We start from the raw sequence: 25,933 nt of genomic DNA on the forward strand, positions 1-25,933 counted from the left end.
TAATACTTGAAAATATCTCAAAAAGGTGTAAAATAGGGAGTATCTAAAAATGAAGTTTGGAAGAAGAGGAGAAAGACCATGACTGTAAATCTTGACTGGGAAAATCTAGGATTCTCATATATGAAACTGCCTTATCGCTACATAGCATACTATCGCAACGGCCAGTGGGAAGAAGGAACGTTAACAGAGGACGCTACGCTCCATATCTCTGAGTCGTCTCCTAGCCTTCACTACGGCCAGCAGGCTTTTGAGGGGCTTAAGGCTTATCGAACTAAGGATGACAGTATTCAGCTTTTCCGTCCAGATAAAAATGCGGAACGTTTACAGCAGACAGCTGATCGCTTGCTCATGCCGCAAGTTCCTACAGAAATGTTTGTGGATGCAGTCAAGCAGGTTGTCCGAGCTAATGAAGAATATGTTCCACCTTATGGAACAGGTGGAACTCTTTACATTCGACCTCTCTTGATTGGAGTCGGCGATATTATTGGCGTGAAACCAGCTGAAGAATACATTTTCACAATCTTTGTAATGCCGGTCGGCAATTACTTCAAAGGCGGTCTGACTCCGACTAACTTCATTGTGTCAGATGACTATGACCGCGCGGCACCGAACGGAACTGGTGCGGCAAAAGTGGGTGGTAATTACGCTGCTAGCTTATTACCAGGAAAGATTGCTAAGGATAAGCATTTCTCTGATGTGATTTATCTGGATCCAGCAACCCATACCAAGATTGAAGAAGTGGGTTCTGCCAACTTCTTTGGCATTACCAAGGATAATGAGTTTATAACGCCGCTCAGTCCCTCAATCTTGCCATCCATCACCAAGTATTCTTTGCTTTATCTGGCCGAGCATAGACTAGGGCTTAAACCGATTGAGGGTGATGTTCCACTGGCAGACTTAGGTAAATTTACTGAAGCTGGCGCTTGTGGAACAGCTGCAGTCATCTCTCCTATCGGTGGTATCCAGCACGGCGATGATTTCCATGTCTTTTATAGCGAGACAGAAGTCGGACCAGTCACTCGGAAGCTATATGACGAATTAACTGGTATCCAATTCGGTGATGTTGAAGCGCCGGAAGGTTGGATTGTGAAAATATAACCTAAAAGCTGTCCTTGATTGGGCAGTTTTTCTATGATTCTAGCCTAAGATAGCTTGCGAAGTCAGCCTTTTTCGTGTACAATAGAGATTTGAAAGAGGTAAGTTATGAGTAAAAAAGATAAAAAGATTGAAATTCAAATCACAGATAGCAAAGTGAAAGTCGGAGCAGACCAATTCGACGGTTATAGTCTTGCTATTGGCAAGAAGCTTATCGGCGAGATTGCTGAACTAGATGGCCAGTTTGCAATTATCAAAAATGGAAATGCTGAAAGTTTTTATAAAAAACTTGAAAGAGCCGTGGAAACTTTGATTGAAACCTATAATTTAAGCAAATAGGGCTTGCATTTTCATTGTATCAATGTTATAATAGATAGCGTTGATTGTCGGAGAGATAGCGAAGAGGCTAAACGCGGCGGACTGTAAATCCGCTCCTTCGGGTTCGGGGGTTCGAATCCCTCTCTCTCCATTCTTTATATTAATGGGGTATAGCCAAGCGGTAAGGCAAGGGACTTTGACTCCCTCATGCGTTGGTTCGAATCCAGCTACCCCAGTTCTTAGGTAATAGATCTGATAAAATAATAAAATGTCTTTAGGTGTTTTATTTCTTTATAGGATGGAAATCGTTAACGATAGATCAATGTCATTTGCGGGTGCTTAGGAAAATAAATAAGTAGTATGTCAAGCGTAAGCTTGATTGTTGGAGGATTTTTTTAGATGAATGAATTTGAAGATTTGCTAAACAGTGTTAGCCAAGTTGAGCCAGGTGACGTCGTTACTGCTGAAGTATTGACTGTTGACGCTAACCAAGCTAATGTTGCAATCGCTGGAACTGGTGTTGAAGGTGTTTTGACTCTTCGTGAGTTGACAAACGACCGCGACGCTGATATCAACGACCTTGTAAAACCAGGTGAAACACTTGAATTGCTTGTTCTTCGTCAAGTAGTAGGTAAAGATACAGACACAGTAACTTACCTGGTATCTAAAAAACGTTTGGAAGCTCGCAAAGCTTGGGACAAATTGGTTGGTCGTGAAGAAGAAGTTGTCACTGTTAAGGGCACTCGTGCTGTTAAAGGTGGACTTTCAGTTGAGTTTGAAGGACTTCGTGGATTTATCCCTGCTTCAATGCTTGATACTCGTTTCGTTCGTAACACTGAGCGTTTTGTAGGTCAAGAGTTTGATGCTAAGATTAAAGAAGTAGATCCAAAAGAAAACCGCTTCATCCTTTCACGTCGTGAGGTTGTAGAAGCTGAAGCTGCAGCAGCACGTGCTGAAGTTTTTGGTAAGTTGAATGTTGGTGATATTGTAACTGGTAAAGTTGCTCGCATCACTAGCTTCGGTGCGTTCATTGACCTTGGCGGAGTTGATGGATTGGTTCACTTGACTGAATTGTCACATGAGCGTAACGTATCACCTAAGTCTGTTGTATCAGTTGGTGATGAAATCGAAGTGAAAGTCCTTGACTTGAACGAAGAAGAAGGCCGCGTATCCCTCTCTCTTAAAGCAACCACACCTGGACCATGGGATGGCGTTGAGCAAAAACTTGCTGCAGGCGATGTGATTGAAGGAACTGTAAAACGTTTGACTGATTTCGGTGCTTTCGTTGAAGTATTGCCAGGTATCGATGGATTAGTTCACATCTCACAAATTTCTCACAAACGTGTTGAAAGCCCTAAGGATGCCCTTAAGGTTGGTCAAGAAGTAACTGTTAAGGTTCTTGAAGTGAATGCTGCTGATGAGCGTGTATCACTTTCTATCAAGGCTCTTGAAGAACGTCCAGCTCAAGAAGAAGGACAAAAAGATGAGAAACGCCAATCACGTCCTCGTCGTCCAAAACGTCAAGAAAAACGTGACTTTGAACTTCCAGAAACTCAAACTGGATTCTCAATGGCTGATTTGTTTGGCGATATTGAATTGTAATTAGTTAAAAGAAGTTGAGAAATCTCAACTTCTTTTTCTGATTTTCACTTGTATTTTCAGAGAAAATCAGTTATAATGAATTAGTTGCCACCCTTAGTGTAATGGATATCACGTAAGATTCCGGTTCTTGAGATGGGAGTTCGATTCTCTCAGGGTGGATGACTTAAAATTGGACTCTTTGGAGTCTTTTTTTGCTCTTTTTTGGGAGGAAAATGCAATGACAGTAAAATTAATCGCTCATACCTTAATCGAGGAGGACGGGAAGTATTTGCTTATCAAACGGTCTAAGATAAAGCGAGATCTTCCTAATGTCTATCCATCTTATTGGGATATTCCAGGCGGAAGTGTGGAAGAGAATGAACTGCCTAGAGAGGCAGCTCTACGTGAGGCTATGGAGGAGGTTAATCAAAAGATTCGGATTGATAAGATTATCCATGAAGATAGTCAGTTTGATGCTAGCAAAGATACTGTTTTCACACGCTTAGTTTATGAGGGTAGAATTTTGGAAGAGCGTGATATTATATTAGATCCAGAAGAGCACACAGACTTTGTCTGGATTTCTTCTTTGAAAGACATAGAGAGCGAGCTCATCGTACCTTATTTGATAGATATTTTTGCCGACAAACCTATATAAAACAACTAAAAAACATCCCCTTTTATCAGGAGATGTTTTTTAAATTAGTTTTTAGATGCTTCTTGGAATTCTGGATTCTTCCATGCTTCATCAATAATTGCTTGCAATTCTTTAGCAGAAGCTTGCATTTTTTGAGTCTCAGCATCGTTCAGTGGGATGTTTACTGGACGTACGATACCGTGAGCACCAACGATAGCAGGTTGACCGATGAAGACATTTTCAACACCGTATTGTCCTTCTTGGAAGACTGATAATGGCAATACAGCATTTTCATCGTCAAGGATAGCTTTTGTGATACGAGCCAAAGCAACCGCGATACCGTAGTAAGTTGCTCCTTTTTTGTTGATGATTGAGTATGCTGCGTCACGGACGGAGATGAAAAGATCAACCAAGTCTTGTTCGTTCAAGTCGCGGTTAGCTTGCAACCATTGCTCCAATTTGACACCTGCAACGTTAGCATGTGACCAAACCGCAAACTCAGAGTCACCGTGCTCACCCATGATGTAGGCATGGACAGAACGAGCATCAATACCAATCTTTTCAGCAAGAGCTTGACGGAAGCGAGCTGAGTCAAGTGAAGTACCTGAACCGATAACACGCTCTTTAGGGAAACCAGAGAATTTCCAAGTTGAGTAAGTCAAAACGTCAACTGGGTTAGCAGCAACGAGGAAGATACCGTTGAAGCCTGATTCTACGACTTGAGTAACGATAGATTTGTTGATAGCCAAGTTTTTACCAACAAGGTCAAGACGAGTTTCACCTGGTTTTTGAGGTGCACCTGCAGTGATAACAACGAGGTCAGCATCCGCACAGTCTGCATAAGTAGCAGCGTAGATTTTTTTAGGTGAAGTGAAAGCGAGGGCGTGGCTAAGGTCTTCAGCATCACCGACAGCCTTTTCAAATAATTGAGGGATTTCAATGATACCAAGTTCTTGAGCAATACCTTGGTTTACAAGAGCAAATGCGTAAGATGAACCTACAGCACCGTCACCAACAAGGATGACTTTTTTATGTTGTTTAGTAGCAGTCATTTCTAAACATCTCCTTATTTTTTTAGGGAACATTTCCCGTACACATTCATTCTACCACTTTTGCCATATTTTGTCACGGTCAACTTGTGTATCTAGCGATGTAAACGTTTTTACAAACGGTTCAAAATACTGAAAAATTAAAGAAAATGTGGTATAATAAAGGGTAGTTTAATATGAAAGAAAGGCATTTTTTAATGCAAGACAGAAACTTAGTAAATGTTAATCTGACTAGTGAAATGAAGACTAGTTTCATCGATTACGCGATGAGCGTTATCGTGGCTCGGGCACTTCCAGATGTTCGTGATGGACTAAAGCCAGTTCACCGTCGGATTCTCTATGGTATGAATGAGCTGGGCGTGACGCCTGAAAAGCCTCACAAGAAATCAGCTCGTATTACTGGGGATGTCATGGGTAAGTATCACCCGCACGGAGACTCCTCTATTTATGAAGCGATGGTGCGGATGGCTCAATGGTGGAGCTATCGCTATATGCTTGTAGATGGCCATGGAAACTTCGGTTCTATGGACGGAGACGGAGCTGCTGCTCAACGTTATACAGAAGCACGTATGAGCAAGATTGCTCTGGAGATGCTTCGTGATATTAACAAAAACACTGTTGATTATATTGACAACTATGATGCTAGCGAGAGAGAGCCCGTAGTTCTTCCTGCTCGCTTCCCTAACTTGCTTGTAAACGGTGCGACAGGGATTGCGGTTGGGATGGCGACAAATATTCCACCTCATAATCTTGGTGAGTCTATTGATGCAGTTAAGCTTGTCATGGATAATCCAGAGGCAACAACTCGCGATATTATGGAAGTCCTGCCTGGACCAGATTTTCCGACAGGAGCATTGGTTATGGGCAAGTCCGGTATTCACCGGGCTTATGAAACAGGGAAGGGTTCGATTGTTCTTCGTTCTCGCACTGAAATTGAAGAAATGAAAAACGGCCGTGAGCGAATTGTCGTAACCGAGTTTCCATACATGGTTAATAAGACCAAGGTCCACGAGCATATTGTTCGTCTGGTGCAGGAAAAACGAATTGATGGTATCACAGCTGTTCGTGATGAATCTAACCGTGAAGGGGTCCGTTTTGTCATTGAGGTTCGTCGTGATACCTCTGCACATGTCATTCTAAACAACCTTTTCAAGCTGACTCAGATGCAGACCAATTTCAGCTTCAATATGCTGGCTATTCAAAATGGTGTGCCGAAGATTCTGTCTCTTCGTGAGATTTTGTTAGCCTACATTGAACACCAAAAGGAAGTAGTGACTCGACGGACGGTCTTCGATAAAGAAAAGGCAGAAGCTCGAGCTCATATCTTGGCTGGTTTGCTGATTGCGCTGGATCACATTGATGAAGTGATTCGGATTATCCGTAATAGCGAAACGGACGCAGAAGCACAGGCTGAATTGATGGCTAAGTTTGAGCTATCTGAGCGCCAGAGTCAGGCTATCCTCGATATGCGTCTGCGCCGTCTGACTGGCTTGGAACGTGATAAGATTCAGTCAGAATACGATGAGCTGATTGCCTTGATTGCAGACCTGGCTGATATTTTGGCTAAGCCAGAGCGCGTTATCGCTATTATCAAGGAAGAGTTAGATGAGGTCAAGCGTAAATTTGCGGATGACCGCCGTACTGAGCTGATGGTGGGAGAAGTTCTTTCTCTTGAAGATGAAGATTTGATTGAGGAAGCGGATGTTTTGATTACCCTGTCTAATAAAGGTTATATCAAACGTCTGAATCAGGCTGAATTCACTGCTCAGAAACGCGGGGGCCGCGGTGTTCAAGGAACTGGTGTCAAAGATGATGACTTCGTCAAAGAGCTGGTTTCAACAAGCACCCACGATAGACTGCTCTTCTTTACAAATAAAGGTCGAGTTTATCGTCTCAAAGGATATGAAATTCCTGAGTACGGTCGGACAGCCAAGGGCTTGCCAGTAGTCAATCTCTTGAAGCTTGATGAAGGAGAGACTATTCAGACTATCATAAATGTTCAGCAAGACCGAAGTGATGATTCCTATCTCTTCTTTACTACCCGTCATGGGGTGGTCAAACGGACCAGTGTAACAGAATTTGCTAATATTCGTCAGAATGGTCTCAAAGCTTTGAATTTGAAGGATGAAGACGAGTTAATCAATGTCTTTCTGACGGATGGTGCTGCAGACGTTATCATTGGTACTAAGTTTGGTTATTCTGTCCGCTTCAATGAGACAGCTGTCCGGAGCATGAGCCGGATAGCGACTGGTGTTCGCGGAGTCAATCTTCGAGATGGCGATCAGGTTGTTGGAGCTGGTGTGATTGCTGAGGGAGACGAAGTGCTTGTCATTACTGAAAAAGGCTATGGTAAGCGAACTCTTGCCAGTGAGTATCCAACCAAGGGCCGTGGTGGTAAAGGGATTAAAACAGCCAATATCACTGATAAGAATGGACCTCTTGCCGGTCTGATGACAGTAACTGGCGAGGAAGATTTGATGATTATCACTAATACTGGTGTCATCATTCGGACAAGTGTGGCGAATATTTCTCAGACAGGCCGCTCAACCATGGGAGTTAAGGTCATGCGTCTGGACCAAAATGCACAGATTGTCACCTTTACAAGCGTCGAAGCAGACGATAAAGAAGATGTAGCAGAGGAAGAAAACGAATCGTAAAAGAGGACCTCTATATGGTACAAGGAAAAAGAAGTCGAAAAAGAAAACAAAGAAGCAAAAGAAATATTTTTATCAATATTGTTGCGACATTATTAATTATTGTGGCTCTGGGCTTAATCTTTAATGCGCAAATTCGAAACATGATTATGGTTTGGCATACCAACCAATATCAGGTCAGCAAGGTTTCCAAAGACTCTATTAATAAAAATAAAAATGCTGAGACTAGCTTTGATTTTAATAAGGTAGAGTCGCTTTCTACAGAAGCAGTTATCAATGCTCAGTGGAAAGCCCAGCAACTGCCTGTTATCGGAGGTATCTCAATTCCAGAAGTATCCATGAATTTGCCGATCTTCAAAGGGCTGGATAATGCTGGATTGTATTATGGTGCTGGTACGATGAAAGAGACCCAGCAGATGGGGCAGGGGAATTATGCCTTGGCTAGCCACCATGTCTTTGGCATCACAGGGGCTAGCAACATGCTCTTTTCCCCACTGGATCGTGCTAAGGCTGGCATGAAGATCTATATCACTGATAAAGAGCATGTCTATACTTATGTAATCACTAGTGTTGAAACGGTAACTCCAGATCGAACGGATTTGATTGAGGATACCGAAGGCGTTACAGAGATTACTTTGGTTACTTGTGAGGATGCTGCGGCAACCAATCGAACGATTGTCAAGGGAACCTTAGAAGGCTCTGTCGAGTATGACAAGGCTCCTAAGGATGTTCTTGAATCTTTCAGTAAGTCCTATAATCAAATGCAGATTTAAAGGCAAGAGACTAAAAAAATTTCACTCCAAAGGTTAGAAAGAACTCTAACTTTTGGAGTTTTTTTATATCAATTCTTGCTGATTTTGACTCTTTTTCCGAATAATAAGGTAAGGAGGTTTCTATGTATAGCATTTCATTTCAAGATGATATTAGCATGATGCCGCGGGAGCGTTTGATGAGAGAAGGGGCTGAAAAACTCAGTAATCAGGAGCTTCTATCAATCTTTCTCAGAACAGGCAACAAAAAAGAAACTGTTTTTCAAGTTTCTCAAAGAATTTTATCATCGCTTTCCAGTTTGAACGATCTTAAGTATTTAACTTTGCAGGAATTGCAGACTATTTCTGGAATAGGTCCGATTAAGGCTGTGGAACTGCAGGCTATTATCGAATTAGGCCGTCGGATTAACCGAGCAGAGGTTCTGCAGAAAGAGCAGATTATGGGCAGTCAAAAATTAGCCCAGAAGATGCAGCAGGAATTGGGAGATATGAGGCAGGAGTGCTTGGTTGCCATTTATCTTAATAGTCAAAATCAAATCCTGCACCAGCAGACTATTTTTATGGGGACGGTAAGCAGAAGCATTGCTGAGCCAAGAGAGATTCTCCACTACGCTCTCAAGCATCTAGCGACATCTATCATACTGGTACACAATCATCCATCAGGCTCAGTCGTTCCCAGCAGAAATGACGATGAGGTGACCCAGCATATGAAAGAAGCATGTGAGATGATGGGCTTGGTCCTTTTGGATCATTTGATTGTGTCCAAATCCAACTACTATAGCTACCGAGAGGAGACAGATATGATATAATTTGATTTACTTGAATATAAAAAACTTCTATTCGAGTAGAACAGAAGTTTATCTATGAACAGAGGTATTAAAGGCTGTTGACAACATAATCAAACAGAGCTAGGTCTCCTTCTCTGGAGCCGAATAGGAACTCTGGGTGCCATTGAACGCCAAGGAAAGGACTGCCGTCAGTAGAAGTGATGGCTTCAATAATCTTATCGCGAGGATCATAGGCGATGACTTCTAGGCCAGTCGCTAAATCCTTGATACTTTGGTGGTGGAAGGAGTTGATTTCAGATGCAGGGCCATAGATTTCGTGCAGAATAGAGCCGTTCTTGGTCACCATGCTTTGAGTTGTGTACTCAGCAGAGCTATCTTGCCAATGATCTTCAATATCTTGATGAAGAGTACCGCCTAGGGCTACATTATAAAGTTGGGTTCCGCGGCAGACAGTGAAGATTGGTTTATTTTGGCGGCGAGCTTCCCTGATTAAAGCTAATTCAAAAATGTCCCGTTTGAGTAGATAATCATCGCTGTCAATGGTTTTCTCTTCACCATAGAATTGAGGGCATACATTCTGACCGCCTGTGATGATTAATTTATCGACAATGGAAACATACTGTTTAGCCATTTCTTCATCACCGATTGGCAAAATCATTGGAATTCCGCCAACTTCTTTGACACCCTCAACGAATCCTGTCGCCGTATAGCTCATATGGATGAAGTGATCGTCTGGGATTTCTCTTTCATTTCCGGTTATTCCAATAATAGGTTTACTCATAGAGTGTTTAATACCTCTTTCAAATTAATGTTCATTTTTTCTCATGAAGTAGAGTAGAGTCTGCAGTTCGCTAGTCAGGTCAACATACTGGACGACCACATCCTTAGGCAGGGATAGGTTTACAGGTGAGAAACAGAGAATGCCCTTGACACCAGCCTGAACTAAGATAGATGCGACTTCTTGAGCTTTTACGCTAGGTACAGTTAGGATGGCAGTTTGCACATTTCCTGACTGTATTTTTTCTTTGATTTGGGAAATTCCATAGATAGGAATTCCATCGCTGGTTGTGCTGCCAACTTCTGGATGGTCATCTATGTCAAAAGCCATTACAACCTTCATTTTATTGCGCTCATGAAAACGATAGTGTAGCAGAGCACGTCCCATATTACCAACACCAACAATCATGACATTGGTAATAGCATTATCGTTCAAGAGGTCAGCAAAAAAGTTCATCAATTTCTTGACATCATAACCAAATCCTCTGCGGCCAAGTTCACCGAAATAAGAAAAATCTCGTCTGACAGTAGCAGAGTCAATACCAATGGCTTCTGCAATTTGTTTGGAGTTTGCTTTTTCAATCTTCTCAGCATTAAAACGTTTAAAAATACGATAGTAGAGCGATAGCCTTTTAGCAGTAGCTCGGGGAATTGTAGTATTTTTTTCAGTTTTCACAAAATCACAACCTTTCTAATTCTATTTTATAGGAAGTTTGTGAAAAAATCAACTAATTAAGAGTGTTTGATTCACTAAAAAAGAAAAGAGTGAAAGTTTAAGTTATGTTGTAACTGCGAAGGATTAGTTCTGGTAGGGAGTCAAGTCTAACTGGTACATCTGGCGGTATAAGTCGCCGATTAACCCTGTAAATGGCAGTTGGTGTCCATTATAAGTGATGGAAAGTACTTTGAGAGAGTCAGGAACCGTGACGCAGCCAGAGAAGGCTAGAAGAAATTCATCGAAGTCTTCATAGGTAAGTGACCGTTTCACCTTATATGAGTCCAAATAGGTCAGTTCAACCATCGTTAATCCTTTCTTTGGGTTCGGTTTGAAGAGTCAAAACCAAAAAAGCAAAATTGCGAGAATCTTGCTTATTGTGGTGTCTTTTCAAAAATATTTCTTTCAACCAAGCTATCCATCAAGAAATAAAATTTTTGCTGGATAATGTGATGGTCTTCTGATTTGAAAATATTGACCAAGCGCAGGCCTGATTTGTCAGTGATATTGATTTTGAAACCATTCAAATCTTTATTGACGATGATTTTCAGCAGAAAACCATTTCCGCTGTTGGGAACAGATTCCAGCAGACGAGAGAGTTCATAGTTGCCAACCTTGCTTTCAGCGAATGTATTGTCGCGCAAGGTAAATTTCTTGACATTTGGGTGAAGTGAATAGGTATATTCACAGTTTTCTAAGCTAACAGATGTTTGAAAGGCCATCTTATCCTCCTAAAATTTCTTTTAATTTCTTTGCAAATAATTGAATCTCCTGCAGAGTCGTCTGGTCCGAAGTACTGATCCGAATGGACTCATGCAAGCGGTTGGAATCCTTGCCATACATTGCCTGCAAAACATGACTGGGTTGTATAGCTCCGGCTGTGCAGGCTGAGCCTGTTGAAATGGAAAAACCATTTAAATCCATTTGAAGCAGAAGCAGGTCATTTTTTTGATTGGGAAATCCCAAATTGATGACATAAGGCAGGCTTGGCTGACTTTCATTTAAGTAATAGTCAATGTCTGATAAGTCAGCAAGTAAGCTGTTTTTTAAGTCTTGCGCATGCTCTAGATTTTCCTCTAGATGTTCCATGCTCTCTGACAGAGCCGCCGCCATGCCTGTGATAGAGATTAGATTTTCAGTTCCGGCCCGGTGTTTTTCTTCCTGGTCACCACCATGCATGAAATTGTCAAAATTCATCTTCTCAGCATAAAGGAAGCCAACGCCTTTGGGACCATGAAACTTATGTGCTGATGCAGAGAGGAAGTCAATCCCTAGCTCGTCTGGGTAGATGGGAAGTTTACCAATTGCTTGAACAGCATCAACGTGAAAAGCAGCAGGATGTTCTTGCAGTAATTCACCAATTTCCTTAATAGGAAGGACAGCACCCGTCTCGTTATTGACCGCCATGACGGACACAAGAATAGTGTCAGGTCTAAGTGCCTTTTTAATATCCTCCGCTCGAATCTGACCATTCACCGGCTGAACAAAAGTAGCTTCAAAGCCGAATTTGTCTACTAAGTACTCCACCACTTCTAAGACAGCATGGTGTTCAATAGCAGTGGTGACAATATGCTTCCCTCGGTTCTGGTGACGAAGGGCATAGCCTTTGATAGTAGTATTGTTGCTTTCAGTACCGCCTGAAGTAAAAATAATCTTATTGCTTTGAGTATGCAGAGCTTGAGCAATATCCTCACGCGCCTGTCTGAGGAGTTTACTAGCTTCTCGGCCGTGACTATGCGTACTGGATGGATTTCCAAAGACAGTCATCGTCTTGGTCATTGCTTGGATTGCAGCGGGCGACAAAGCAGTTGTAGCGGCATTATCTAAATAAATCACTCCGGTTACCTTATTTCTTTTGATAGGCAAAGAGTGGGCTGACTGGTTTTCTCTCTTGAATGCGGACAATAGCATCACCAATCAGTTCACTTGCTGTAATGTAGTGGAGACTCTTAGGTGTTTTTTCTTTGGTATCAACAGAGTCTGTTACAAGTATTTCCCTGATAGGAGAATCATCCAGCAATTCCGCAGCTTTATCCGCGAAGAGACCATGACTGGATACAGCATAGATTTCGACTGCGCCTTCGCGACAGACAATTTTAGCTGCTTCAGAGAAAGTCCGACCGGTATTTAAAATATCGTCAATCAGAATTGCTTTCTTACCTTCGACATCTCCAATGATATATCCCTCAGAGCGACCCGCCTCATCTTCGCCATAATCAATGATAGCGATAGGAGCATCCAGATATTCAGCCAGATTGCGAGCGCGTTTAACACCAGAGTTTTTAGGGCTGACGACAACGACATCATCGCCAGTAAGCCCCATGTTGCAGTAGTGTTTGGCAAAGAGTGGGATAGTGAAGAGGTTATCAACTGGGATATCAAAGAATCCTTGGACCTGCACGGCATGAAGATCCAGAGAAATCACACGATCTACTCCAGCGCCGACAAGCATGTTGGCAACCAGTTTAGCTGTGATTGGCTCGCGAGGGGCAGCAGTCCGATCCTGACGGGCATAACCAAAATAAGGCATCACAACATTAATCGTGTTGGCACTTGCACGCTTGCAGGCATCCACCATAATCAAGAGCTCCATCAAGTGATTATTGACAGGGAAGCTAGTAGACTGAATGATGTATATATCATAGCCACGAACACTTTCTTCGATGTTAATCTGAATCTCGCCGTCCGAGAATTGACGGGAGGAAAGTTTCCCCAAAGGAACCCCAGCAGCCTCAGCGATTTTTTCAGCTATGGAATGATTGGAGTTGAGGGAAAAAAGCTTCATATTTTTTTTATCTGACATGAGTTGGACCGTCCTCTTTTTGTCTCATTTCTATATCTAATGCTCCATGAAATTTATTTTTCAACAGCATTTAGATTGCTATCTTTTATTTTACCAAAAAAATTAGATTATTTCAGCTATTTTGTGGTTGTTGGTTTACAAGTTTTCAGAAAATCTTGCTATCTTGCTCTTGCCAGGTTTGTAGTCAATCTTGTGCTGTTTTAGGAAGTTGAGGAAATTTTCTTTTCCTTTTTCGAAATCTTCAACTTCGACTTCGAGTTCGAAGTCTGTTTTGCCCAAGTAGTGACTCTCATCCAGAGCAAGCAGACCGATTTCGTCTTCTTTTTCATAGCGGATAGTCTCTAGAGAGCCTAGAATCTTCAAGTCTTGGATGGGAATTTCTTTCTGAAGCAGCGTTTCTAAAATCTCTCCCGTAGGAAATTCATTGTTCTGTAAAATATTTTCAGTTTCTTCTGGTGTCAAGTTCTGATTAAGTTCCAAGGCTCCGACTTCTTGAGGAATCTTGAGCGTCAGCTCTGCTTCGTGATGTTTAAAAGTTCGTACTCGAAAAGCCATGTGGGCGTGTCGGATACTCTGTTGATCTGACTCGATGTAGTAGTTGGTCTGGCTAATAGGGGAAATATCAGCAAATAACTGGAGCAGACGGTCGTGCTCTTCTTTGGTCAGCATGGTTTTGAATTCAATTTCTAAGTGATTCATTTTCATATCCTTTTCTTTTTTTTGAAAGCGATTTATGTTATAATAACAGTTGTGTTTATTTTATACAAAAAATAATGATATGACAAGGTAAGTGTATGACAATAGAATGGGAAGAGTTTTTAGACCCCTATATTCAAGCAGTTGGAGAGCTGAAAATTAAGCTGCGTGGAGTGCGAAAGCAATACCGCAAGCAGCAACGTCATTCTCCGATTGAGTTTGTGACCGGACGCGTCAAGCCGATTGAGAGCATTAAAGAAAAGATGGTTCTGCGAGGCATTCGCGAGGAAAATATCGAGCAGGAGATGCAGGATATTGCAGGCTTACGAGTCATGGTTCAGTTTGTCGATGATGTGGATGAGGTTTTAGATGTCCTGCGAAACCGGACTGATATGCGCATTGTGCAGGAGCGGGATTATATTAAAAATAAAAAAGCCAGTGGCTATCGAAGCTATCATGTGATTATAGAGTATCCGGTTGATACGATTAATGGTCATAGGCTTATTCTGGCTGAAATTCAGATTCGCACCCTTTCGATGAATTTTTGGGCTACGATTGAGCATTCTTTGAATTACAAGTATAAAGGAGAATTTCCCGAGGAGATCAAGTGTCGCTTGGAAACCACAGCTAACCTTGCCTATCAGCTGGATGAGGAGATGGGAGAAATCCGTGATGCTATCCAGGAGGCGCAGGCTCTCTTTGATCCTCTTCACCGCAAGTTAAATGATGGTGTGGGAAATAGTGATGATACAGATGAAGAATACAGATAAAAAAATAGCGATTATCCGCAATCGGAAAAGACAGAGCGAACAAGTTTATCAAGATTTAAAGCAGAAGCTTAAACAGTATGGCTTTATTTTAACTCCTAAGAATCCCGACATCGTGATTTCGGTGGGTGGTGACGGCATGCTGCTATCAGCTTTTCATATGTATGAAGAACAGCTGGATCGGGTCCGCTTTGTCGGTGTGCATACAGGGCATCTCGGCTTTTATACAGACTACCGTGATTTTGAATTGGATAAGCTGGTCGAAAATCTTAAACTGGATACTGGCGCTCAGGTTTCTTATCCAATTTTAAATGTGAAAATCACTTTTGAAAATGGTGATACACGCACCATTCGTGCTTTGAACGAAGCAACAATCAAGCGTTCGGATCGGACTATGGTAGCTGATGTCATTATCAATCGGGTTCATTTCGAGCGTTTCCGAGGAGATGGGATTTCCGTTTCTACTCCGACAGGCAGTACAGCCTATAACAAATCTCTAGGTGGAGCGGTATTGCATCCGACAATCGAAGCCTTGCAGGTGACAGAGATTGCCAGTCTAAACAATCGGGTTTATCGGACGTTGGGCTCGTCGGTCATTGTTCCTAAAAAGGATAAGATTGAGTTAGTGCCGACCCGCAGTGATTATCACACTATTGCGGTCGATAATCAGACTTTCTCTTTCAAAAACATTGTCCGCATTGAGTATCAGATTGACAATCACAAGATACATTTTGTGGCTTCACCAAGCCATACCAGCTTTTGGAATCGTGTCAGAGACTCCTTTATTGGAGAGTGCAAGGAATGAGGTTTGAGTTTATTGCTGATGAGCATGTCAAGGTGAAGACTTTTTTGAAGCGGCACGAAATTTCCAAAAGCCTCTTGGCAAAGATAAAATTTTCCGGCGGGAACATTCTTGTCAACCATCAGCCTCAGAACGCTATTTATCTCTTGGATATTGGCGATAAAGTGACGATTGACATCCCGTCTGAAAAGGGATTTGAGAGTCTGAAAGCTGTTGATAAGGACTTGTCTGTCATCTATGAAGATGAGCATTTCTTGGTTTTAGATAAGCCGGCAGGGGTGGCTAGCATTCCCAGTGTTAATCATTCCAATACCATGGCTAATTTCGTTAAGGCTTATTATATTGGTCAGGGCTATGAAAACCAGCAGGTGCATATCGTGACGCGTCTGGATAAGGATACAAGTGGGCTCATGCTCTTTGCTAAGCATGGCTATGCTCATGCCAGATTGGATAAGCAGCTGCAGAAGAAGCTGATAGAAAAGCGCTATTACGCTCTGGTTCGGGGGACTGGTGACTTAGAAGAGCAAGGTGAGATTATTGCTCCGATTGGGCGTAATCCTGAGAGTATCATTACGAGGCGCGTGACAGAGGATGGTAAGTACGCCCATACCAGTTACAAGGTCATAGAGCGATTTGGAGATGTCTATCTGGTGGATATCCATCTTCATACTGGGCGGACTCATCAAATCCGCGTTCATTTTTCACATATTAGCTTTCCGCTTTTGGGTGACGACCTTTATGGAGGGAGTTTGGAACACGGAATAGAGCGACAAGCTTTACATTGTCATTCTTTGAAATTTTATAACCCTTTTAGCGGACAGGAAGTTGAGCGTGCCAGTCCTTTGCCAGAAGATTTTAAACAAGTTATTGAGAAATTAAAAGAATAAGAGATAAAGGAGTTTTAAGAAACATGAAAATTTTTGATTCAATTCGTGAAGCCTTGAAAGATAAGGAAGTAAAAATTGTCTTGCCAGAGGGTGAGGAGCCACGGATTTTGCAAGCAACTAAACGCTTGGTGAAAGAAACCGATATTACACCAGTTCTTTTGGGGAATCCTGATAAAATCCGTATTTATCTGGAAATTGAGGGAGTAAAAGAAGGATATCAGGTTATTGATCCTTCAAACTGTTCTTGCTTTGAAGAACTGGTAGAAGCATTCGTTGAACGCCGTAAAGGGAAAATCACTGCAGATGAAGCACGTCAGTTGCTAAAGGAAGACGTTAACTACTTTGGTGTTATGTTGGTTTATCTTGGTAAGGTTCAAGGGATGGTATCTGGCGCGATTCACTCCACTGCAGCGACTGTTCGACCGGCTCTTCAAATCATCAAGACCCTGCCTTGGGTGTCTCGTACTTCAGGAGCCTTTCTCATGGTGCGTGATGACGAACGCTACATTTTCAGTGACTGTGCCATCAATATCGATCCAGATGCCAATGTTTTGGCGGAGATTGCTGTTAACTCAGCTTTGACAGCACAAATTTTCGGTATCGATCCCAAAGTTGCCATGCTCAGCTATTCGACCAAGGGCTCTGGATTCGGTGAAAAGGTTGATAAGGTAGTGGAAGCGACTAAGCTGGCTCAGGAAATGCGTCCAGACTTGGCTATCGATGGTGAATTGCAGTTTGATGCAGCTTTTGTTCCCGCAACAGCAGAGCTGAAAGCACCTGGCAGCCCTGTGGCTGGTCAAGCGACTGTCTTTGTCTTCCCAAGTATTGAGGCTGGGAATATCAGCTACAAAATGGCAGAGCGTTTAGGTGGCTTTTCAGCGGTAGGACCTATCTTGCAGGGTCTTAACCATCCAGTTAATGACCTTTCTCGAGGATGTAATGCGGATGATGTTTACAAACTGACTTTGATTACAGCCAGTCAGGCAGTCGGTCATTATTAAACGATAGGAAACAATTGGAGGGCATAAGCTCTCCTATTTTTCTTGCCTTATGCTATACTAGATTTATGTTAGATTTGAAAGAATATGGAATTGAGATGTGGGGGGCAGATAAAATCGCCTCTTTTCGTGAGAAATTATTGACTTGGTATGATAAAAACAAACGTGACCTCCCTTGGCGCCGAACAAATAATCCTTATCATATCTGGGTTTCTGAGATTATGCTGCAACAGACTCGGGTGGATACGGTGATTCCTTACTATGAACGTTTTCTTGACTTGTTTCCGACAGTAGCTGACTTAGCACAGGCGCCAGAAGATAGACTGCTTAAGGCTTGGGAAGGGTTGGGCTATTATTCGCGGGTGCGAAATATGCAAAAAGCAGCCCAGCAGATAATGACGGATTTCGCTGGAAAATTTCCTGATAGCTATGAAGGAATTGCTAGCCTCAAAGGTATTGGACCTTATACTGCTGGTGCTATTGCTAGTATTGCCTTTGGACTAGCTGAGCCTGCGGTAGATGGCAATGTCATGCGGGTGCTGAGTCGATTATTTGAAGTTGATTTAGATATTGGCCAACCTAGCAATCGGAAGGTATTTCAGGCTATGATGGAGATTCTGATTGATCCAGATAGACCCGGAGATTTCAATCAAGCACTGATGGATCTGGGGTCAGATATCGAAGCTCCTGTTAATCCTCATCCAGAAGACAGTCCTGTAAAAGAGTTCAGCGCGGCCTATTTGCACGGAACTATGGATAAATATCCAATTAAAGCCCCTAAAAAGAAGCCGGTTCCGGTCTATCTGCAGGGCTTGATTATTGAAAATGAACAGGGAGAATTCTTGCTTGAAAAGAATGAGGCTGCTGGCTTGTTATCAGGTTTTTGGCATTTTCCCTTGATTGAAATTGAGGAATTTCAAACTGAAAATCAGATGTCCCTCTTTGAGGTGGCAGAAAATCAGTCAAGTCTGGACTTGTCTCCTCAAGAAAGTTTTGAGCAGGATTATGATCTGATTGTTGATTGGCAGCAGCAGTCCTTTTCAAAAGTACAGCATGTTTTCAGTCATCGTAAGTGGCATATTCAGCTAGCTTATGGACGAGTCAAAGATAGCCAACACGCAGCTGATGGAGAGGTCTTGTGGCTTCATCCAGAAGATTTTGGCAATTACCCCTTTGCCAAACCCCAGCAGAAGATGTGGGAGGCTTTTCAGGAAGCTAGAAATAAATAAAAAATCTGAGACTAATTGGTCTCAGATTTTTTTGAATCAATTTTACAAGTTTGCAAAAGCTTTAATTTCATCTGCAGTCATAGAAGAATCACAACGAACAGAGACTTGGCCGTCTTGAACATGAACAAAACCAGGAACCGTCGGAATGCTGTATTCAGAGCGGAAGGCTTGCAATTTCTCTAATTCGCTAGCTTCTTCGCTATTGATAAAGAAAATATGCGCCTTGGTATCAGCGACAACGCCAGCAAGAGTAGCAGCGAATTTACGGCAGTAAGGGCAAGTTTTGCGACCAACGAAGAAAGTTGCTGTCTCTTTGTCAGCAATCGCTTGACGAGCGCGGTCAACAGTTGTGACTTCAAGGTCTTTAATATTTTGAGCAAATTGTTCCATAAATAATCCTCATTTCTTTTGATAAAACTAGTATGCCATAAAAAACAGAAAAATGCTTGATTTGGAAACGAAAAACCAGAGAATGTGAAATTCATTCTCTGGTTGATTGGTTGATAGTGTTATTTTACTTGATAAAAGCATTAATCTCTGCTTCAATAGCAGCAATTTTTGCTTGAGCGTCTTCATTGCTGTCACCGACAACGGCAATGTAGAACTTGATTTTTGGTTCTGTTCCGGATGGGCGAACGGCAATCCATGAACCGTCAGCCAAGGTGTATTTCAGCACATCGCTTGGAGGAGTTGTCAGAGCTGTAACTGTACCATCTATAGCGGTAGAAGTCTGAGCCTTAAAGTCTTCTGTGACAGAAATAGCAGTAGCGTTGAAATCTTTCGGACCATTGTCACGGAACTTAGCCATGATAGACTTGATTTGCTCAGCTCCATCAACACCAGACAGGGTTACAGAAATAGTCTTTTCAGCAAAGTAACCATACTCTTTGTAGATTTCTTCAATACCGTCAGCCAGAGTCAAGCCGCGTGAACGGTAGTAGGCAGCAAGCTCAGCCACAACCAAAACAGCTTGGATAGCATCTTTATCACGTACAAATGGCTTAATCAGATAGCCGAAGCTTTCTTCAAATCCCATCATGTAGGTGTGGTTGTGCTTTTCTTCGAATTCTTGAATCTTTTCAGCGATAAATTTGAAACCAGTCAAGACATTGAACATGGTTGCGCCATAGCTTTCAGCAATCTTAGTCACCAAGTCAGTGGAAACGATAGACTTGCAGAGAGCTGCGTTAGCTGGCAGAGTTCCAGCGCTCTTATGAGCTTCCAAGATGTACTTAGCCATGATGGCTCCGATTTGGTTACCTGAAAGATTGAGATAGCTGCCGTCTTTTTGCAGAACTTCTACACCGACACGGTCAGCATCTGGGTCAGTTGCGACCAAGACATCTGCACCAACTTTACGTCCTAATTCTTCAGCCAAGGCAAAGGCTGCTTGGCTTTCAGGGTTTGGAGACTTAACAGTAGAGAAGTCAGGATCAGCTACAGCTTGAGCTTCAACAACTTCTACAGAATCAAATCCAGCTTGAGCCAAAGCGCGACGAGCCAGCATTTCACCAGTACCGTGCAACGGAGTATAGACAATCTTCATGTCTTTGCCGTATTCATCAATCAGTTTTTGGTTGATATTGACATCTTTAACTTCCTTGAGGTATTCAGCATCAATAGCATCGCCAATCACTTCAATCAAGCCAGAAGCTTTTTCAGCTTCAACATCAGCGACCTCAATAGCAAAAGGATTTTCAATCGCACGGATGTAGTCAGTCAATGCATCTGCATCATGCGGAGGCATTTGTCCGCCGTCTTCACCATATACCTTGTAGCCGTTAAATGGAGCAGGGTTGTGGCTGGCCGTAATCATGATACCAGCAAAAGTTCCTAAATGACGTACCGCAAATGAAAGTTCTGGAGTTGGGCGCAGACTTTCAAAGACATAGGACTTGATGCCGTGTTTTGCTAAAACAGCAGCAGATTCAAAGGCAAATTCTGGTGAGAAATGACGGGAGTCGTAAGCAATCGCGACACCGCGTTTTTTGAACTCATCACCTTTTTCTTCAATCAAGCGAGCCAAACCTTCGGTTGCCTGACGGACAACATAAATATTAATACGATTGGTACCAGCGCCAATCAGACCACGCATACCAGCAGTACCAAACTCAAGATTGGTGTAAAAGGCATCTTCCTTAGTTTTTTCGTCCATACTATTCAAGTCTTCACGAAGATAGTCAGGAAGTTCAGCATAATCAAGCCATTTTTTGAAGTTATCTTGATAAGTCATAGGTGGAGTCTCCTTTATTTTTGAAATGAAGAGATGGAAATTTTAGTAAAAAATCCTGCTCTTAAATTTTCTTAATCGCTTACATTGTAGCACATTTTCATTAATTTTGAAAGAGGTTACCTAGAAAACGATGAAATACTTTTCAAGGTATTGTTTCAAGAATTTCAGAATGGTATAGCGGAAATGCTGGATTAAAAAAGACCAAAGCATTGCTTGGTCCAGAAAACTAAATCATCATCATTTTTGCGCTTTTTCAAGCGCAGGAATGATAGTTGCTGTCAAAACCGCAGAAATGATTAACTCGGCAATGGAATTTGCTGATAGAATCACAGCCAGAAGTGCTTTGATATCACCTTGGTATACATTTGCAAAGAGAAAGAAGATACCGCCCAAGACAAAAATGGTATTGGTGGCAGAACCGACGGAACCTGCTACAATCAAGCCGACCTTATTTTTCATTGCTTTGTATACGAAATAAGGAGTGATACCAATGAGAATTCGAGGCACCATGGCAACAAGAAGCGAAGAAAAGCTTCCGTTTGGCACAAAAGGGCTAAAGAGATAGCTGGTTGGTAATAAAACCAAGGTATTGGTAACAACGCTGATACATCCCATGAGCCCGCCTAGAACAGCTCCGACTTTAGGGCCATAGAGGATACTGGCGATAATCACTGGGATGTGAATAATCGTCGGTTTAATCGGTACTGGAAGTAAGTTGAAAATAACCGAGCTGAGCAGGTGCAGTACCAACATGATGGCAAAGAAAATAGCAATTTGAGCAATTTTAGACTGTTTTTTCATAAATAAGTTCCTTTACTGTATCAATAATCGTATCAATTTCAGCTAGAGCACCTGTCCCCTGATCGCCACAGGCTAGCACTGCTTCACGTGGCTGAATAATTTTCCATCCAAAACGCTGAAGACGTTCTAGATTCTCCTGAGTTAGTGGATTTTCATACATCTTGGTGTTCATAGCTGGAGCCAAAACTTTCTTGGTATGAGGCGGCAGAGCCAAGGCAGTAGCTGTTACCATATTATCGGCTAAGCCGTTGGCTAATTTAGCGATGGTATTGGCTGTAGCTGGCGTTAGCAAAAAGAGGTCAGACTCTTTAGCGATGTCAATGTGATTGACCTTGCTAGGGTCAGGTTCTTGCATAATATCAATTGAAACTGGCCGTTGTGACAAGACTTGCAGGGTCAGCGGTGTGATAAATTCTGTCGCAGCATTGGTCATGAGGACAGCTACTTCAAAGTTCTCTTTCTTTAGACGGCTAGTGATGTCAGCAGCCTTATAGGCTGATATACTTCCGCTGACAGCTAAGGTAATCTGAGTCATCTTAATCCTCCTTATGTATTGTGTATATGCAGGCAGAGGAGCTGAGCAATTTCTTCTTTGGATTGAGCTTGAGTTACAGTATCTTTTCCGACGAGATAGGCTCTGTGCCCATGGTTAGAAATCTCTGTCAAATCATTGGCGACGATAATTTCTGCTTGATTTTTTATGAGACTGTCTCGTGCGGTCTTGAGTAACTCTTCCTTAGTAACATTGACCAAGAGTTTGAATCCAATCAAGCGAATGGCTGAATTCCATTTTTTTACTAAACTGATGATTTTTGGTGTCTTTTTGAGAAAAAGAACTTGAACATCATCCTGAGAAGAAATCTTACTTTCTGAGTTAGTCTTATTCAGAAATTCAGTCATGTCATGGCTAGCTGCTACAGCTTCCAAACCAGTCATGTAGACGGGGGTGTAGTCTGAGACAGCCATTGCATGAATCAGTACATCATGTGTGTGAACGAGCGGTTCTAGGGTTTCAAGCAGTTCTGCAACATTTTCAATCTGTACAATGGTAAGATTGGGATGAGCTGCTGATCGAACAGCCTTGGAAGTCGTCACCAGAGTCACCTGATCGCCCTTGTCTAGGAAAGTTTCAGCTATGATTTTCCCAAGCCGGCCTGTTGAATGATTGGTAATAGAGCGGACACGGTCGATTTTCTCGCTGGTCCCGCCAGAAGTAATCAATATGTTCATAGCACTATTTTACAAGAAAAAAGAAATTTAGTAAAATAATTCTAATTGCAGAGTGTCACAGCGGAAAATAATTCTCTAAAATCTTATATTTCAGAGGACGGGAATTTCCTAACTTTCCTTTTTCCCGAACATTAAAATCTATTTAAAGCTTAATCATGTAGATTTTGCTCTTTTTTGTTATAATCTTTATATTAGTTGTATAGAGGAGTTCTTGATGAAAACAGATATTGAAATTGCTCAAAGTGTTGAATTGCAGCCTATTGTTGATGTGGTGAAAAAAGTCGGCATCGACTATGATGACTTGGAACTATATGGTAAGTATAAGGCCAAGCTCAGCTTTGATAAGATTCGTGAGGTTGAAAAAAATCCTGTTGGCAAACTGATTTTGGTAACGGCAATCAATCCGACACCAGCTGGAGAAGGTAAGTCTACCATTACCATTGGACTAGCTGATGCACTCAATAAAATTGGCAAGAAAACTATGATTGCTATCCGGGAACCGTCTCTGGGGCCAGTTATGGGCATCAAAGGGGGAGCAGCTGGCGGCGGTTACGCGCAGGTTCTACCGATGGAAGATATCAACTTGCATTTTACTGGTGATATGCACGCCATTACGACTGCTAATAATGCCCTGTCAGCTCTTATTGATAATCATTTACATCAAGGAAATGCCCTGGGAATCGATCAGCGCCGCATTATCTGGAAGCGGGTAGTTGACCTGAATGATCGGGCTCTTCGTCATGTGACTGTTGGCTTAGGAAGTCCAGTTAACGGTATTCCGCGCGAAGATGGTTTTGATATCACAGTCGCTTCTGAAATTATGGCAATTCTTTGCCTAGCTACGGATATTGAAGATTTGAAAAGGCGCTTGGCTAACATTGTTATTGGCTATCGATATGACCGTACACCAGTCTATGTCCGTGATCTTGAAGTCGAAGGTGCCTTGGCTTTGGTATTGAAAGATGCGATTAAGCCAAATCTAGTTCAGACTATTTACGGGACACCAGCCTTTGTTCATGGTGGACCGTTTGCTAATATCGCCCACGGCTGTAACTCTGTTTTGGCGACTAGCACAGCGCTGCGCTTGGCTGATTATACAGTGACTGAGGCAGGGTTTGGTGCGGACCTTGGTGCTGAAAAATTCTTGGACATTAAGACGCCAAACTTGCCAACCTCTCCAGATGCAGTAGTCATTGTTGCAACCCTTCGTGCACTTAAGATGAATGGCGGCGTTGCGAAAGATGCACTGACAGAAGAAAATGTAGAAGCAGTTCGTGCAGGTTTTGCTAATCTTAAACGCCACGTTGAAAATATCCGTAAGTTCGGTATTCCAGCAGTTGTTGCTATTAATGAATTTGTTACTGATACAGAAGCTGAAATTGCTACTCTTAAGGAACTCTGTGCAGAAATCAATGTGCCAGTTGAGCTAGCCAGTGTTTGGGCTGATGGCGCTGAAGGCGGTATGTCTCTGGCTGAGACTGTAGTCAAAACCATTAATGAAGAACCTGCTCATTACACTCGCCTCTATGATAATGATCTCTCTATTGAAGAAAAAATCGAAAAAATTGTCAAAGAAATCTATCGTGGTTCGAAGGTGAATTTTGAGAAAAAAGCGCAGACGCAGATTCGGGGAATTGTCAAAAACGGCTGGGACAAGCTACCAATCTGTATGGCCAAAACACAGTATAGCTTCTCTGACAATCCTGCTGCTCTGGGGGCGCCAGAAAACTTTGAAATTACCATTCGTGAACTGGTACCAAAACTTGGAGCAGGCTTTATCGTGGCTTTGACAGGAGATGTCATGACCATGCCAGGATTGCCAAAACGTCCTGCAGCACTTAATATGGATGTTGCAGCAGACGGCACAGTGATTGGTCTATTTTGATCTTGGTTTAAAAGGCTCTTTACGAGTCTTTTTTGGTATAATAGTGAAAATAATGAGAATAGAATATGGAGACAACATGAACATTAGATTTGCAAGACCATCAGATGCTGCGACCTTGCTTGATATTTACGCGCCTTTTGTAGAGAATACAGCCATCACTTTTGAGTATGAAGTCCCGACCATCGAGGATTTTGCAACTAGGATTGAGAAAACGTTGGAAAAATATCCTTATCTGGTAGCGGAAGAAGATGGTTTAATTTTAGGCTATGCCTATGCTTCGACTTATTATGCGCGTGCAGCCTATGATTGGGCTGCGGAATTGTCCGTCTATGTCAGTCAAGATGCTCGAGGAAAGGGAGTCGGCAGCAGGCTTTATGATGAGCTTGAAGACCTGTTAGATCAGATGGGATATATGCATTTTCTAGCCTGTATTTCTCTGCCTAACGAAGCCAGCCTGGCTTTGCATCAAAAAAGAGGCTACCAGCAAGTAGCGCATTTCCCTAAAATCGGCTATAAATTCGAGCGTTGGCATGACATTGTTTGGCTGCAAAAGTCCTTGGACAAGCAAGCTGGCCCCATCAAACTTTTAAAAGAAATGGAGTGGAAATGATGAAAAAGAAACATTTATTAATAACTCTTCTAAGCATTGCCCTTTTGACTTTGAGCGGCTGTCAGGCCGTTGAAAATTGGTTCAAAAATGCCAAGGAGGAATGGTTGGGGTTGGAGATGACGGTTCGCACCTATGATGAAAATTCTCAGCTTATTGACCAGATGTCGGGCAAGTCACTATCCATCTCGCGTAACGAGGAGTTTGATTCAGTTGATGCGGAAGGAAATTCCAAGGAAGATTCTTCTGTGCTCAAAATAACCTTGGGTAAGTATGAGATTGACCATGTGGGCTCTTCCTTGATTGCAGAAGAAAAAGGCTTGAAAGATGTCTTTGCTCAATATCAAAAGACTGCAGATGTTGAGGAGAATAGCCATTCTGTCCCTGTTTTAAATCGCATGATTTCAGCCTTTAAAAACGACTTTACCGGAAAGAAAAAGGTTGTTCTGATTCGCTCTCAAAACGGCACTCCGTTGGCTGCCTATGCTGGCGATCGTGTTTCTCTAGATAAATCCGATGCTCCTAAAACCTCTGAGTTGCTGATTGACGGCAAGCGCCTCGTGATTTACCGCTGTGACTACACTATTTATGACCGTGAATTGCTGGAGTAAACT

The 25,933-nt window shown here is 42.4% G+C and carries 27 protein-coding genes, 3 tRNA genes and 1 pseudogene; 18 read left to right on the top strand and 13 right to left on the bottom strand.

The window, feature by feature from the left end; all coding sequences use genetic code 11:
- Positions 1-72 precede the first annotated feature (72 nt).
- From MFP28_RS05825 to MFP28_RS05855, 7 genes and pseudogenes are all read left to right on the top strand, one after another.
- Positions 73-1,098: pseudogene (locus MFP28_RS05825) on the top strand (branched-chain amino acid aminotransferase); the annotation flags it as partial.
- Between the two features lie 105 nt (positions 1,099-1,203).
- On the top strand, positions 1,204-1,434 hold the full coding sequence (locus tag MFP28_RS05830) for a DUF2969 domain-containing protein (RefSeq protein ID WP_002906512.1): 231 nt from the start codon (positions 1,204-1,206) through the stop codon (positions 1,432-1,434).
- Positions 1,435-1,483: 49 nt separating this feature from the next.
- Positions 1,484-1,564, top strand: a tRNA-Tyr gene (locus MFP28_RS05835).
- Positions 1,565-1,577: 13 nt separating this feature from the next.
- Positions 1,578-1,649, top strand: a tRNA-Gln gene (locus MFP28_RS05840).
- Between the two features lie 163 nt (positions 1,650-1,812).
- A complete protein-coding gene (gene rpsA / locus MFP28_RS05845) occupies positions 1,813-3,015 on the top strand; it encodes a 30S ribosomal protein S1 (protein WP_002897515.1) in 1,203 nt (400 codons plus the stop codon).
- 87 nt (positions 3,016-3,102) lie between these two features.
- Positions 3,103-3,174: transfer RNA gene (locus MFP28_RS05850), tRNA-Arg, on the top strand.
- Positions 3,175-3,232: 58 nt separating this feature from the next.
- A complete protein-coding gene (locus tag MFP28_RS05855; RefSeq protein WP_032916259.1) occupies positions 3,233-3,649 on the top strand; it encodes an NUDIX hydrolase in 417 nt (138 codons plus the stop codon).
- Between the two features lie 44 nt (positions 3,650-3,693).
- Here the strand turns inward: MFP28_RS05855 and MFP28_RS05860 are convergent, their stop codons facing one another.
- Positions 3,694-4,680: an L-lactate dehydrogenase gene (locus MFP28_RS05860; RefSeq protein ID WP_002895436.1), complete on the bottom strand. Its 987-nt coding sequence runs from the start codon at positions 4,678-4,680 to the stop codon at positions 3,694-3,696.
- Positions 4,681-4,874: 194 nt separating this feature from the next.
- On the opposite strand from MFP28_RS05860, the gene gyrA reads away from it, so the two are divergent.
- From gyrA to radC, 3 genes are all read left to right on the top strand, one after another.
- Positions 4,875-7,334, top strand: a complete 2,460-nt coding sequence (gene gyrA, locus MFP28_RS05865) for a DNA gyrase subunit A (protein WP_032915911.1) — start codon at positions 4,875-4,877, stop codon at positions 7,332-7,334.
- A 14-nt stretch (positions 7,335-7,348) separates the two neighbouring features.
- Entirely contained in the window at positions 7,349-8,104 is a 756-nt protein-coding gene (locus tag MFP28_RS05870) for a class A sortase (protein ID WP_002906515.1), read from the top strand.
- Positions 8,105-8,226: 122 nt separating this feature from the next.
- Entirely contained in the window at positions 8,227-8,910 is a 684-nt protein-coding gene (gene radC, locus MFP28_RS05875) for a RadC family protein (RefSeq protein WP_002906516.1), read from the top strand.
- Between the two features lie 67 nt (positions 8,911-8,977).
- On the opposite strand, the gene MFP28_RS05880 is transcribed toward radC, so the two are convergent.
- The 7 genes from MFP28_RS05880 to MFP28_RS05910 all read right to left on the bottom strand — a co-directional run bounded on the left by MFP28_RS05880 (position 8,978) and on the right by MFP28_RS05910 (position 13,883).
- Positions 8,978-9,670 (bottom strand): gamma-glutamyl-gamma-aminobutyrate hydrolase family protein, encoded by a 693-nt coding sequence (locus MFP28_RS05880; protein ID WP_002906517.1) that lies wholly within the window; start codon positions 9,668-9,670, stop codon positions 8,978-8,980.
- A 24-nt stretch (positions 9,671-9,694) separates the two neighbouring features.
- Positions 9,695-10,342, bottom strand: a complete 648-nt coding sequence (locus MFP28_RS05885) for a redox-sensing transcriptional repressor Rex (protein ID WP_002906518.1) — start codon at positions 10,340-10,342, stop codon at positions 9,695-9,697.
- A 123-nt stretch (positions 10,343-10,465) separates the two neighbouring features.
- The gene (locus tag MFP28_RS05890; RefSeq protein ID WP_002906519.1) at positions 10,466-10,687 is read right to left on the bottom strand and encodes a DUF4649 family protein; all 222 of its coding nucleotides are present in this window, start codon (positions 10,685-10,687) and stop codon (positions 10,466-10,468) included.
- A 68-nt stretch (positions 10,688-10,755) separates the two neighbouring features.
- Positions 10,756-11,103, bottom strand: a complete 348-nt coding sequence (locus MFP28_RS05895) for a DUF1831 domain-containing protein (RefSeq protein WP_002906520.1) — start codon at positions 11,101-11,103, stop codon at positions 10,756-10,758.
- A gap of 1 nt (position 11,104) precedes the next feature.
- The gene (locus MFP28_RS05900) at positions 11,105-12,217 is read right to left on the bottom strand and encodes a cysteine desulfurase family protein (RefSeq protein ID WP_032915914.1); all 1,113 of its coding nucleotides are present in this window, start codon (positions 12,215-12,217) and stop codon (positions 11,105-11,107) included.
- Between the two features lie 10 nt (positions 12,218-12,227).
- A complete protein-coding gene (locus MFP28_RS05905) occupies positions 12,228-13,184 on the bottom strand; it encodes a ribose-phosphate diphosphokinase (protein ID WP_002906522.1) in 957 nt (318 codons plus the stop codon).
- Positions 13,185-13,319: 135 nt separating this feature from the next.
- On the bottom strand, positions 13,320-13,883 hold the full coding sequence (locus MFP28_RS05910; RefSeq protein WP_032916260.1) for a CYTH domain-containing protein: 564 nt from the start codon (positions 13,881-13,883) through the stop codon (positions 13,320-13,322).
- 95 nt (positions 13,884-13,978) lie between these two features.
- Between MFP28_RS05910 and MFP28_RS05915 the strand changes: the two genes are divergently transcribed.
- The 5 genes from MFP28_RS05915 (at position 13,979) to mutY (ending at position 18,563) form a co-directional block, all read left to right on the top strand.
- The gene (locus MFP28_RS05915) at positions 13,979-14,650 is read left to right on the top strand and encodes a GTP pyrophosphokinase (RefSeq protein ID WP_002906524.1); all 672 of its coding nucleotides are present in this window, start codon (positions 13,979-13,981) and stop codon (positions 14,648-14,650) included.
- The gene (locus MFP28_RS05920) at positions 14,625-15,452 is read left to right on the top strand and encodes an NAD kinase (protein ID WP_002906525.1); all 828 of its coding nucleotides are present in this window, start codon (positions 14,625-14,627) and stop codon (positions 15,450-15,452) included. The genes MFP28_RS05915 and MFP28_RS05920 overlap by 26 nt, the downstream gene beginning before the upstream one ends.
- Positions 15,449-16,336, top strand: coding sequence for an RluA family pseudouridine synthase (locus MFP28_RS05925; protein ID WP_002906526.1), 888 nt, complete (start codon positions 15,449-15,451; stop codon positions 16,334-16,336). The genes MFP28_RS05920 and MFP28_RS05925 overlap by 4 nt, the downstream gene beginning before the upstream one ends.
- Before the next feature lie 23 nt (positions 16,337-16,359).
- The gene (gene pta, locus MFP28_RS05930) at positions 16,360-17,337 is read left to right on the top strand and encodes a phosphate acetyltransferase (protein ID WP_002900314.1); all 978 of its coding nucleotides are present in this window, start codon (positions 16,360-16,362) and stop codon (positions 17,335-17,337) included.
- Positions 17,338-17,402: 65 nt separating this feature from the next.
- Positions 17,403-18,563, top strand: a complete 1,161-nt coding sequence (gene mutY, locus MFP28_RS05935) for an A/G-specific adenine glycosylase (protein ID WP_002906527.1) — start codon at positions 17,403-17,405, stop codon at positions 18,561-18,563.
- 42 nt (positions 18,564-18,605) lie between these two features.
- On the opposite strand, the gene MFP28_RS05940 is transcribed toward mutY, so the two are convergent.
- The 5 genes from MFP28_RS05940 to MFP28_RS05960 form a co-directional block, all read right to left on the bottom strand.
- Positions 18,606-18,953, bottom strand: coding sequence for a thiol reductase thioredoxin (locus MFP28_RS05940; RefSeq protein WP_002906528.1), 348 nt, complete (start codon positions 18,951-18,953; stop codon positions 18,606-18,608).
- Between the two features lie 124 nt (positions 18,954-19,077).
- On the bottom strand, positions 19,078-20,796 hold the full coding sequence (locus MFP28_RS05945; protein ID WP_002906530.1) for a phospho-sugar mutase: 1,719 nt from the start codon (positions 20,794-20,796) through the stop codon (positions 19,078-19,080).
- Positions 20,797-21,033: 237 nt separating this feature from the next.
- Complete coding sequence (locus tag MFP28_RS05950) at positions 21,034-21,597, bottom strand: ECF transporter S component (RefSeq protein WP_002906531.1); 564 nt, start codon at positions 21,595-21,597, stop codon at positions 21,034-21,036.
- A complete protein-coding gene (gene coaC, locus MFP28_RS05955; protein WP_002906532.1) occupies positions 21,581-22,132 on the bottom strand; it encodes a phosphopantothenoylcysteine decarboxylase in 552 nt (183 codons plus the stop codon). Before coaC ends, MFP28_RS05950 begins: the two co-directional genes overlap by 17 nt.
- 11 nt (positions 22,133-22,143) lie before the next feature.
- On the bottom strand, positions 22,144-22,827 hold the full coding sequence (locus tag MFP28_RS05960; protein ID WP_002906533.1) for a phosphopantothenate--cysteine ligase: 684 nt from the start codon (positions 22,825-22,827) through the stop codon (positions 22,144-22,146).
- A gap of 214 nt (positions 22,828-23,041) precedes the next feature.
- On the opposite strand from MFP28_RS05960, the gene MFP28_RS05965 reads away from it, so the two are divergent.
- The 3 genes from MFP28_RS05965 to MFP28_RS05975 all read left to right on the top strand — a co-directional run bounded on the left by MFP28_RS05965 (position 23,042) and on the right by MFP28_RS05975 (position 25,930).
- Positions 23,042-24,712 carry a formate--tetrahydrofolate ligase gene (locus MFP28_RS05965; protein ID WP_002906534.1) on the top strand — a complete coding sequence of 557 codons (1,671 nt, stop codon included), beginning with the start codon at positions 23,042-23,044 and terminating at the stop codon, positions 24,710-24,712.
- A 76-nt stretch (positions 24,713-24,788) separates the two neighbouring features.
- A complete protein-coding gene (locus tag MFP28_RS05970) occupies positions 24,789-25,322 on the top strand; it encodes a GNAT family N-acetyltransferase (protein ID WP_221621015.1) in 534 nt (177 codons plus the stop codon).
- On the top strand, positions 25,319-25,930 hold the full coding sequence (locus tag MFP28_RS05975; protein WP_002906536.1) for a DUF5052 family protein: 612 nt from the start codon (positions 25,319-25,321) through the stop codon (positions 25,928-25,930). Before MFP28_RS05970 ends, MFP28_RS05975 begins: the two co-directional genes overlap by 4 nt.
- Positions 25,931-25,933 lie beyond the last annotated feature (3 nt).

This window comes from Streptococcus sanguinis, from assembly GCF_050234405.1.
Classification (GTDB): Bacteria; Bacillota; Bacilli; order Lactobacillales; family Streptococcaceae; genus Streptococcus; species Streptococcus sanguinis_W.

Bases quoted from the DNA above. Each gene is read 5' to 3' on its own strand.
- MFP28_RS05830 (WP_002906512.1), top strand. From the start codon at position 1,204: ATGAGTAAAAAAGATAAAAAGATTGAAATTCAAATCACAGATAGCAAA.
- rpsA (WP_002897515.1), top strand. From the start codon at position 1,813: ATGAATGAATTTGAAGATTTGCTAAACAGTGTTAGCCAAGTTGAGCCA.
- MFP28_RS05855 (WP_032916259.1), top strand. From the start codon at position 3,233: ATGACAGTAAAATTAATCGCTCATACCTTAATCGAGGAGGACGGGAAG.
- MFP28_RS05860 (WP_002895436.1), bottom strand. From the start codon at position 4,680: ATGACTGCTACTAAACAACATAAAAAAGTCATCCTTGTTGGTGACGGT.
- gyrA (WP_032915911.1), top strand. From the start codon at position 4,875: ATGCAAGACAGAAACTTAGTAAATGTTAATCTGACTAGTGAAATGAAG.
- MFP28_RS05870 (WP_002906515.1), top strand. From the start codon at position 7,349: ATGGTACAAGGAAAAAGAAGTCGAAAAAGAAAACAAAGAAGCAAAAGA.
- radC (WP_002906516.1), top strand. From the start codon at position 8,227: ATGTATAGCATTTCATTTCAAGATGATATTAGCATGATGCCGCGGGAG.
- MFP28_RS05880 (WP_002906517.1), bottom strand. From the start codon at position 9,670: ATGAGTAAACCTATTATTGGAATAACCGGAAATGAAAGAGAAATCCCA.
- MFP28_RS05890 (WP_002906519.1), bottom strand. From the start codon at position 10,687: ATGGTTGAACTGACCTATTTGGACTCATATAAGGTGAAACGGTCACTT.
- MFP28_RS05895 (WP_002906520.1), bottom strand. From the start codon at position 11,103: ATGGCCTTTCAAACATCTGTTAGCTTAGAAAACTGTGAATATACCTAT.
- MFP28_RS05905 (WP_002906522.1), bottom strand. From the start codon at position 13,184: ATGTCAGATAAAAAAAATATGAAGCTTTTTTCCCTCAACTCCAATCAT.
- MFP28_RS05910 (WP_032916260.1), bottom strand. From the start codon at position 13,883: ATGAATCACTTAGAAATTGAATTCAAAACCATGCTGACCAAAGAAGAG.
- MFP28_RS05915 (WP_002906524.1), top strand. From the start codon at position 13,979: ATGACAATAGAATGGGAAGAGTTTTTAGACCCCTATATTCAAGCAGTT.
- MFP28_RS05920 (WP_002906525.1), top strand. From the start codon at position 14,625: ATGATACAGATGAAGAATACAGATAAAAAAATAGCGATTATCCGCAAT.
- MFP28_RS05925 (WP_002906526.1), top strand. From the start codon at position 15,449: ATGAGGTTTGAGTTTATTGCTGATGAGCATGTCAAGGTGAAGACTTTT.
- pta (WP_002900314.1), top strand. From the start codon at position 16,360: ATGAAAATTTTTGATTCAATTCGTGAAGCCTTGAAAGATAAGGAAGTA.
- mutY (WP_002906527.1), top strand. From the start codon at position 17,403: ATGTTAGATTTGAAAGAATATGGAATTGAGATGTGGGGGGCAGATAAA.
- MFP28_RS05940 (WP_002906528.1), bottom strand. From the start codon at position 18,953: ATGGAACAATTTGCTCAAAATATTAAAGACCTTGAAGTCACAACTGTT.
- MFP28_RS05945 (WP_002906530.1), bottom strand. From the start codon at position 20,796: ATGACTTATCAAGATAACTTCAAAAAATGGCTTGATTATGCTGAACTT.
- MFP28_RS05950 (WP_002906531.1), bottom strand. From the start codon at position 21,597: ATGAAAAAACAGTCTAAAATTGCTCAAATTGCTATTTTCTTTGCCATC.
- coaC (WP_002906532.1), bottom strand. From the start codon at position 22,132: ATGACTCAGATTACCTTAGCTGTCAGCGGAAGTATATCAGCCTATAAG.
- MFP28_RS05960 (WP_002906533.1), bottom strand. From the start codon at position 22,827: ATGAACATATTGATTACTTCTGGCGGGACCAGCGAGAAAATCGACCGT.
- MFP28_RS05965 (WP_002906534.1), top strand. From the start codon at position 23,042: ATGAAAACAGATATTGAAATTGCTCAAAGTGTTGAATTGCAGCCTATT.
- MFP28_RS05970 (WP_221621015.1), top strand. From the start codon at position 24,789: ATGAACATTAGATTTGCAAGACCATCAGATGCTGCGACCTTGCTTGAT.
- MFP28_RS05975 (WP_002906536.1), top strand. From the start codon at position 25,319: ATGATGAAAAAGAAACATTTATTAATAACTCTTCTAAGCATTGCCCTT.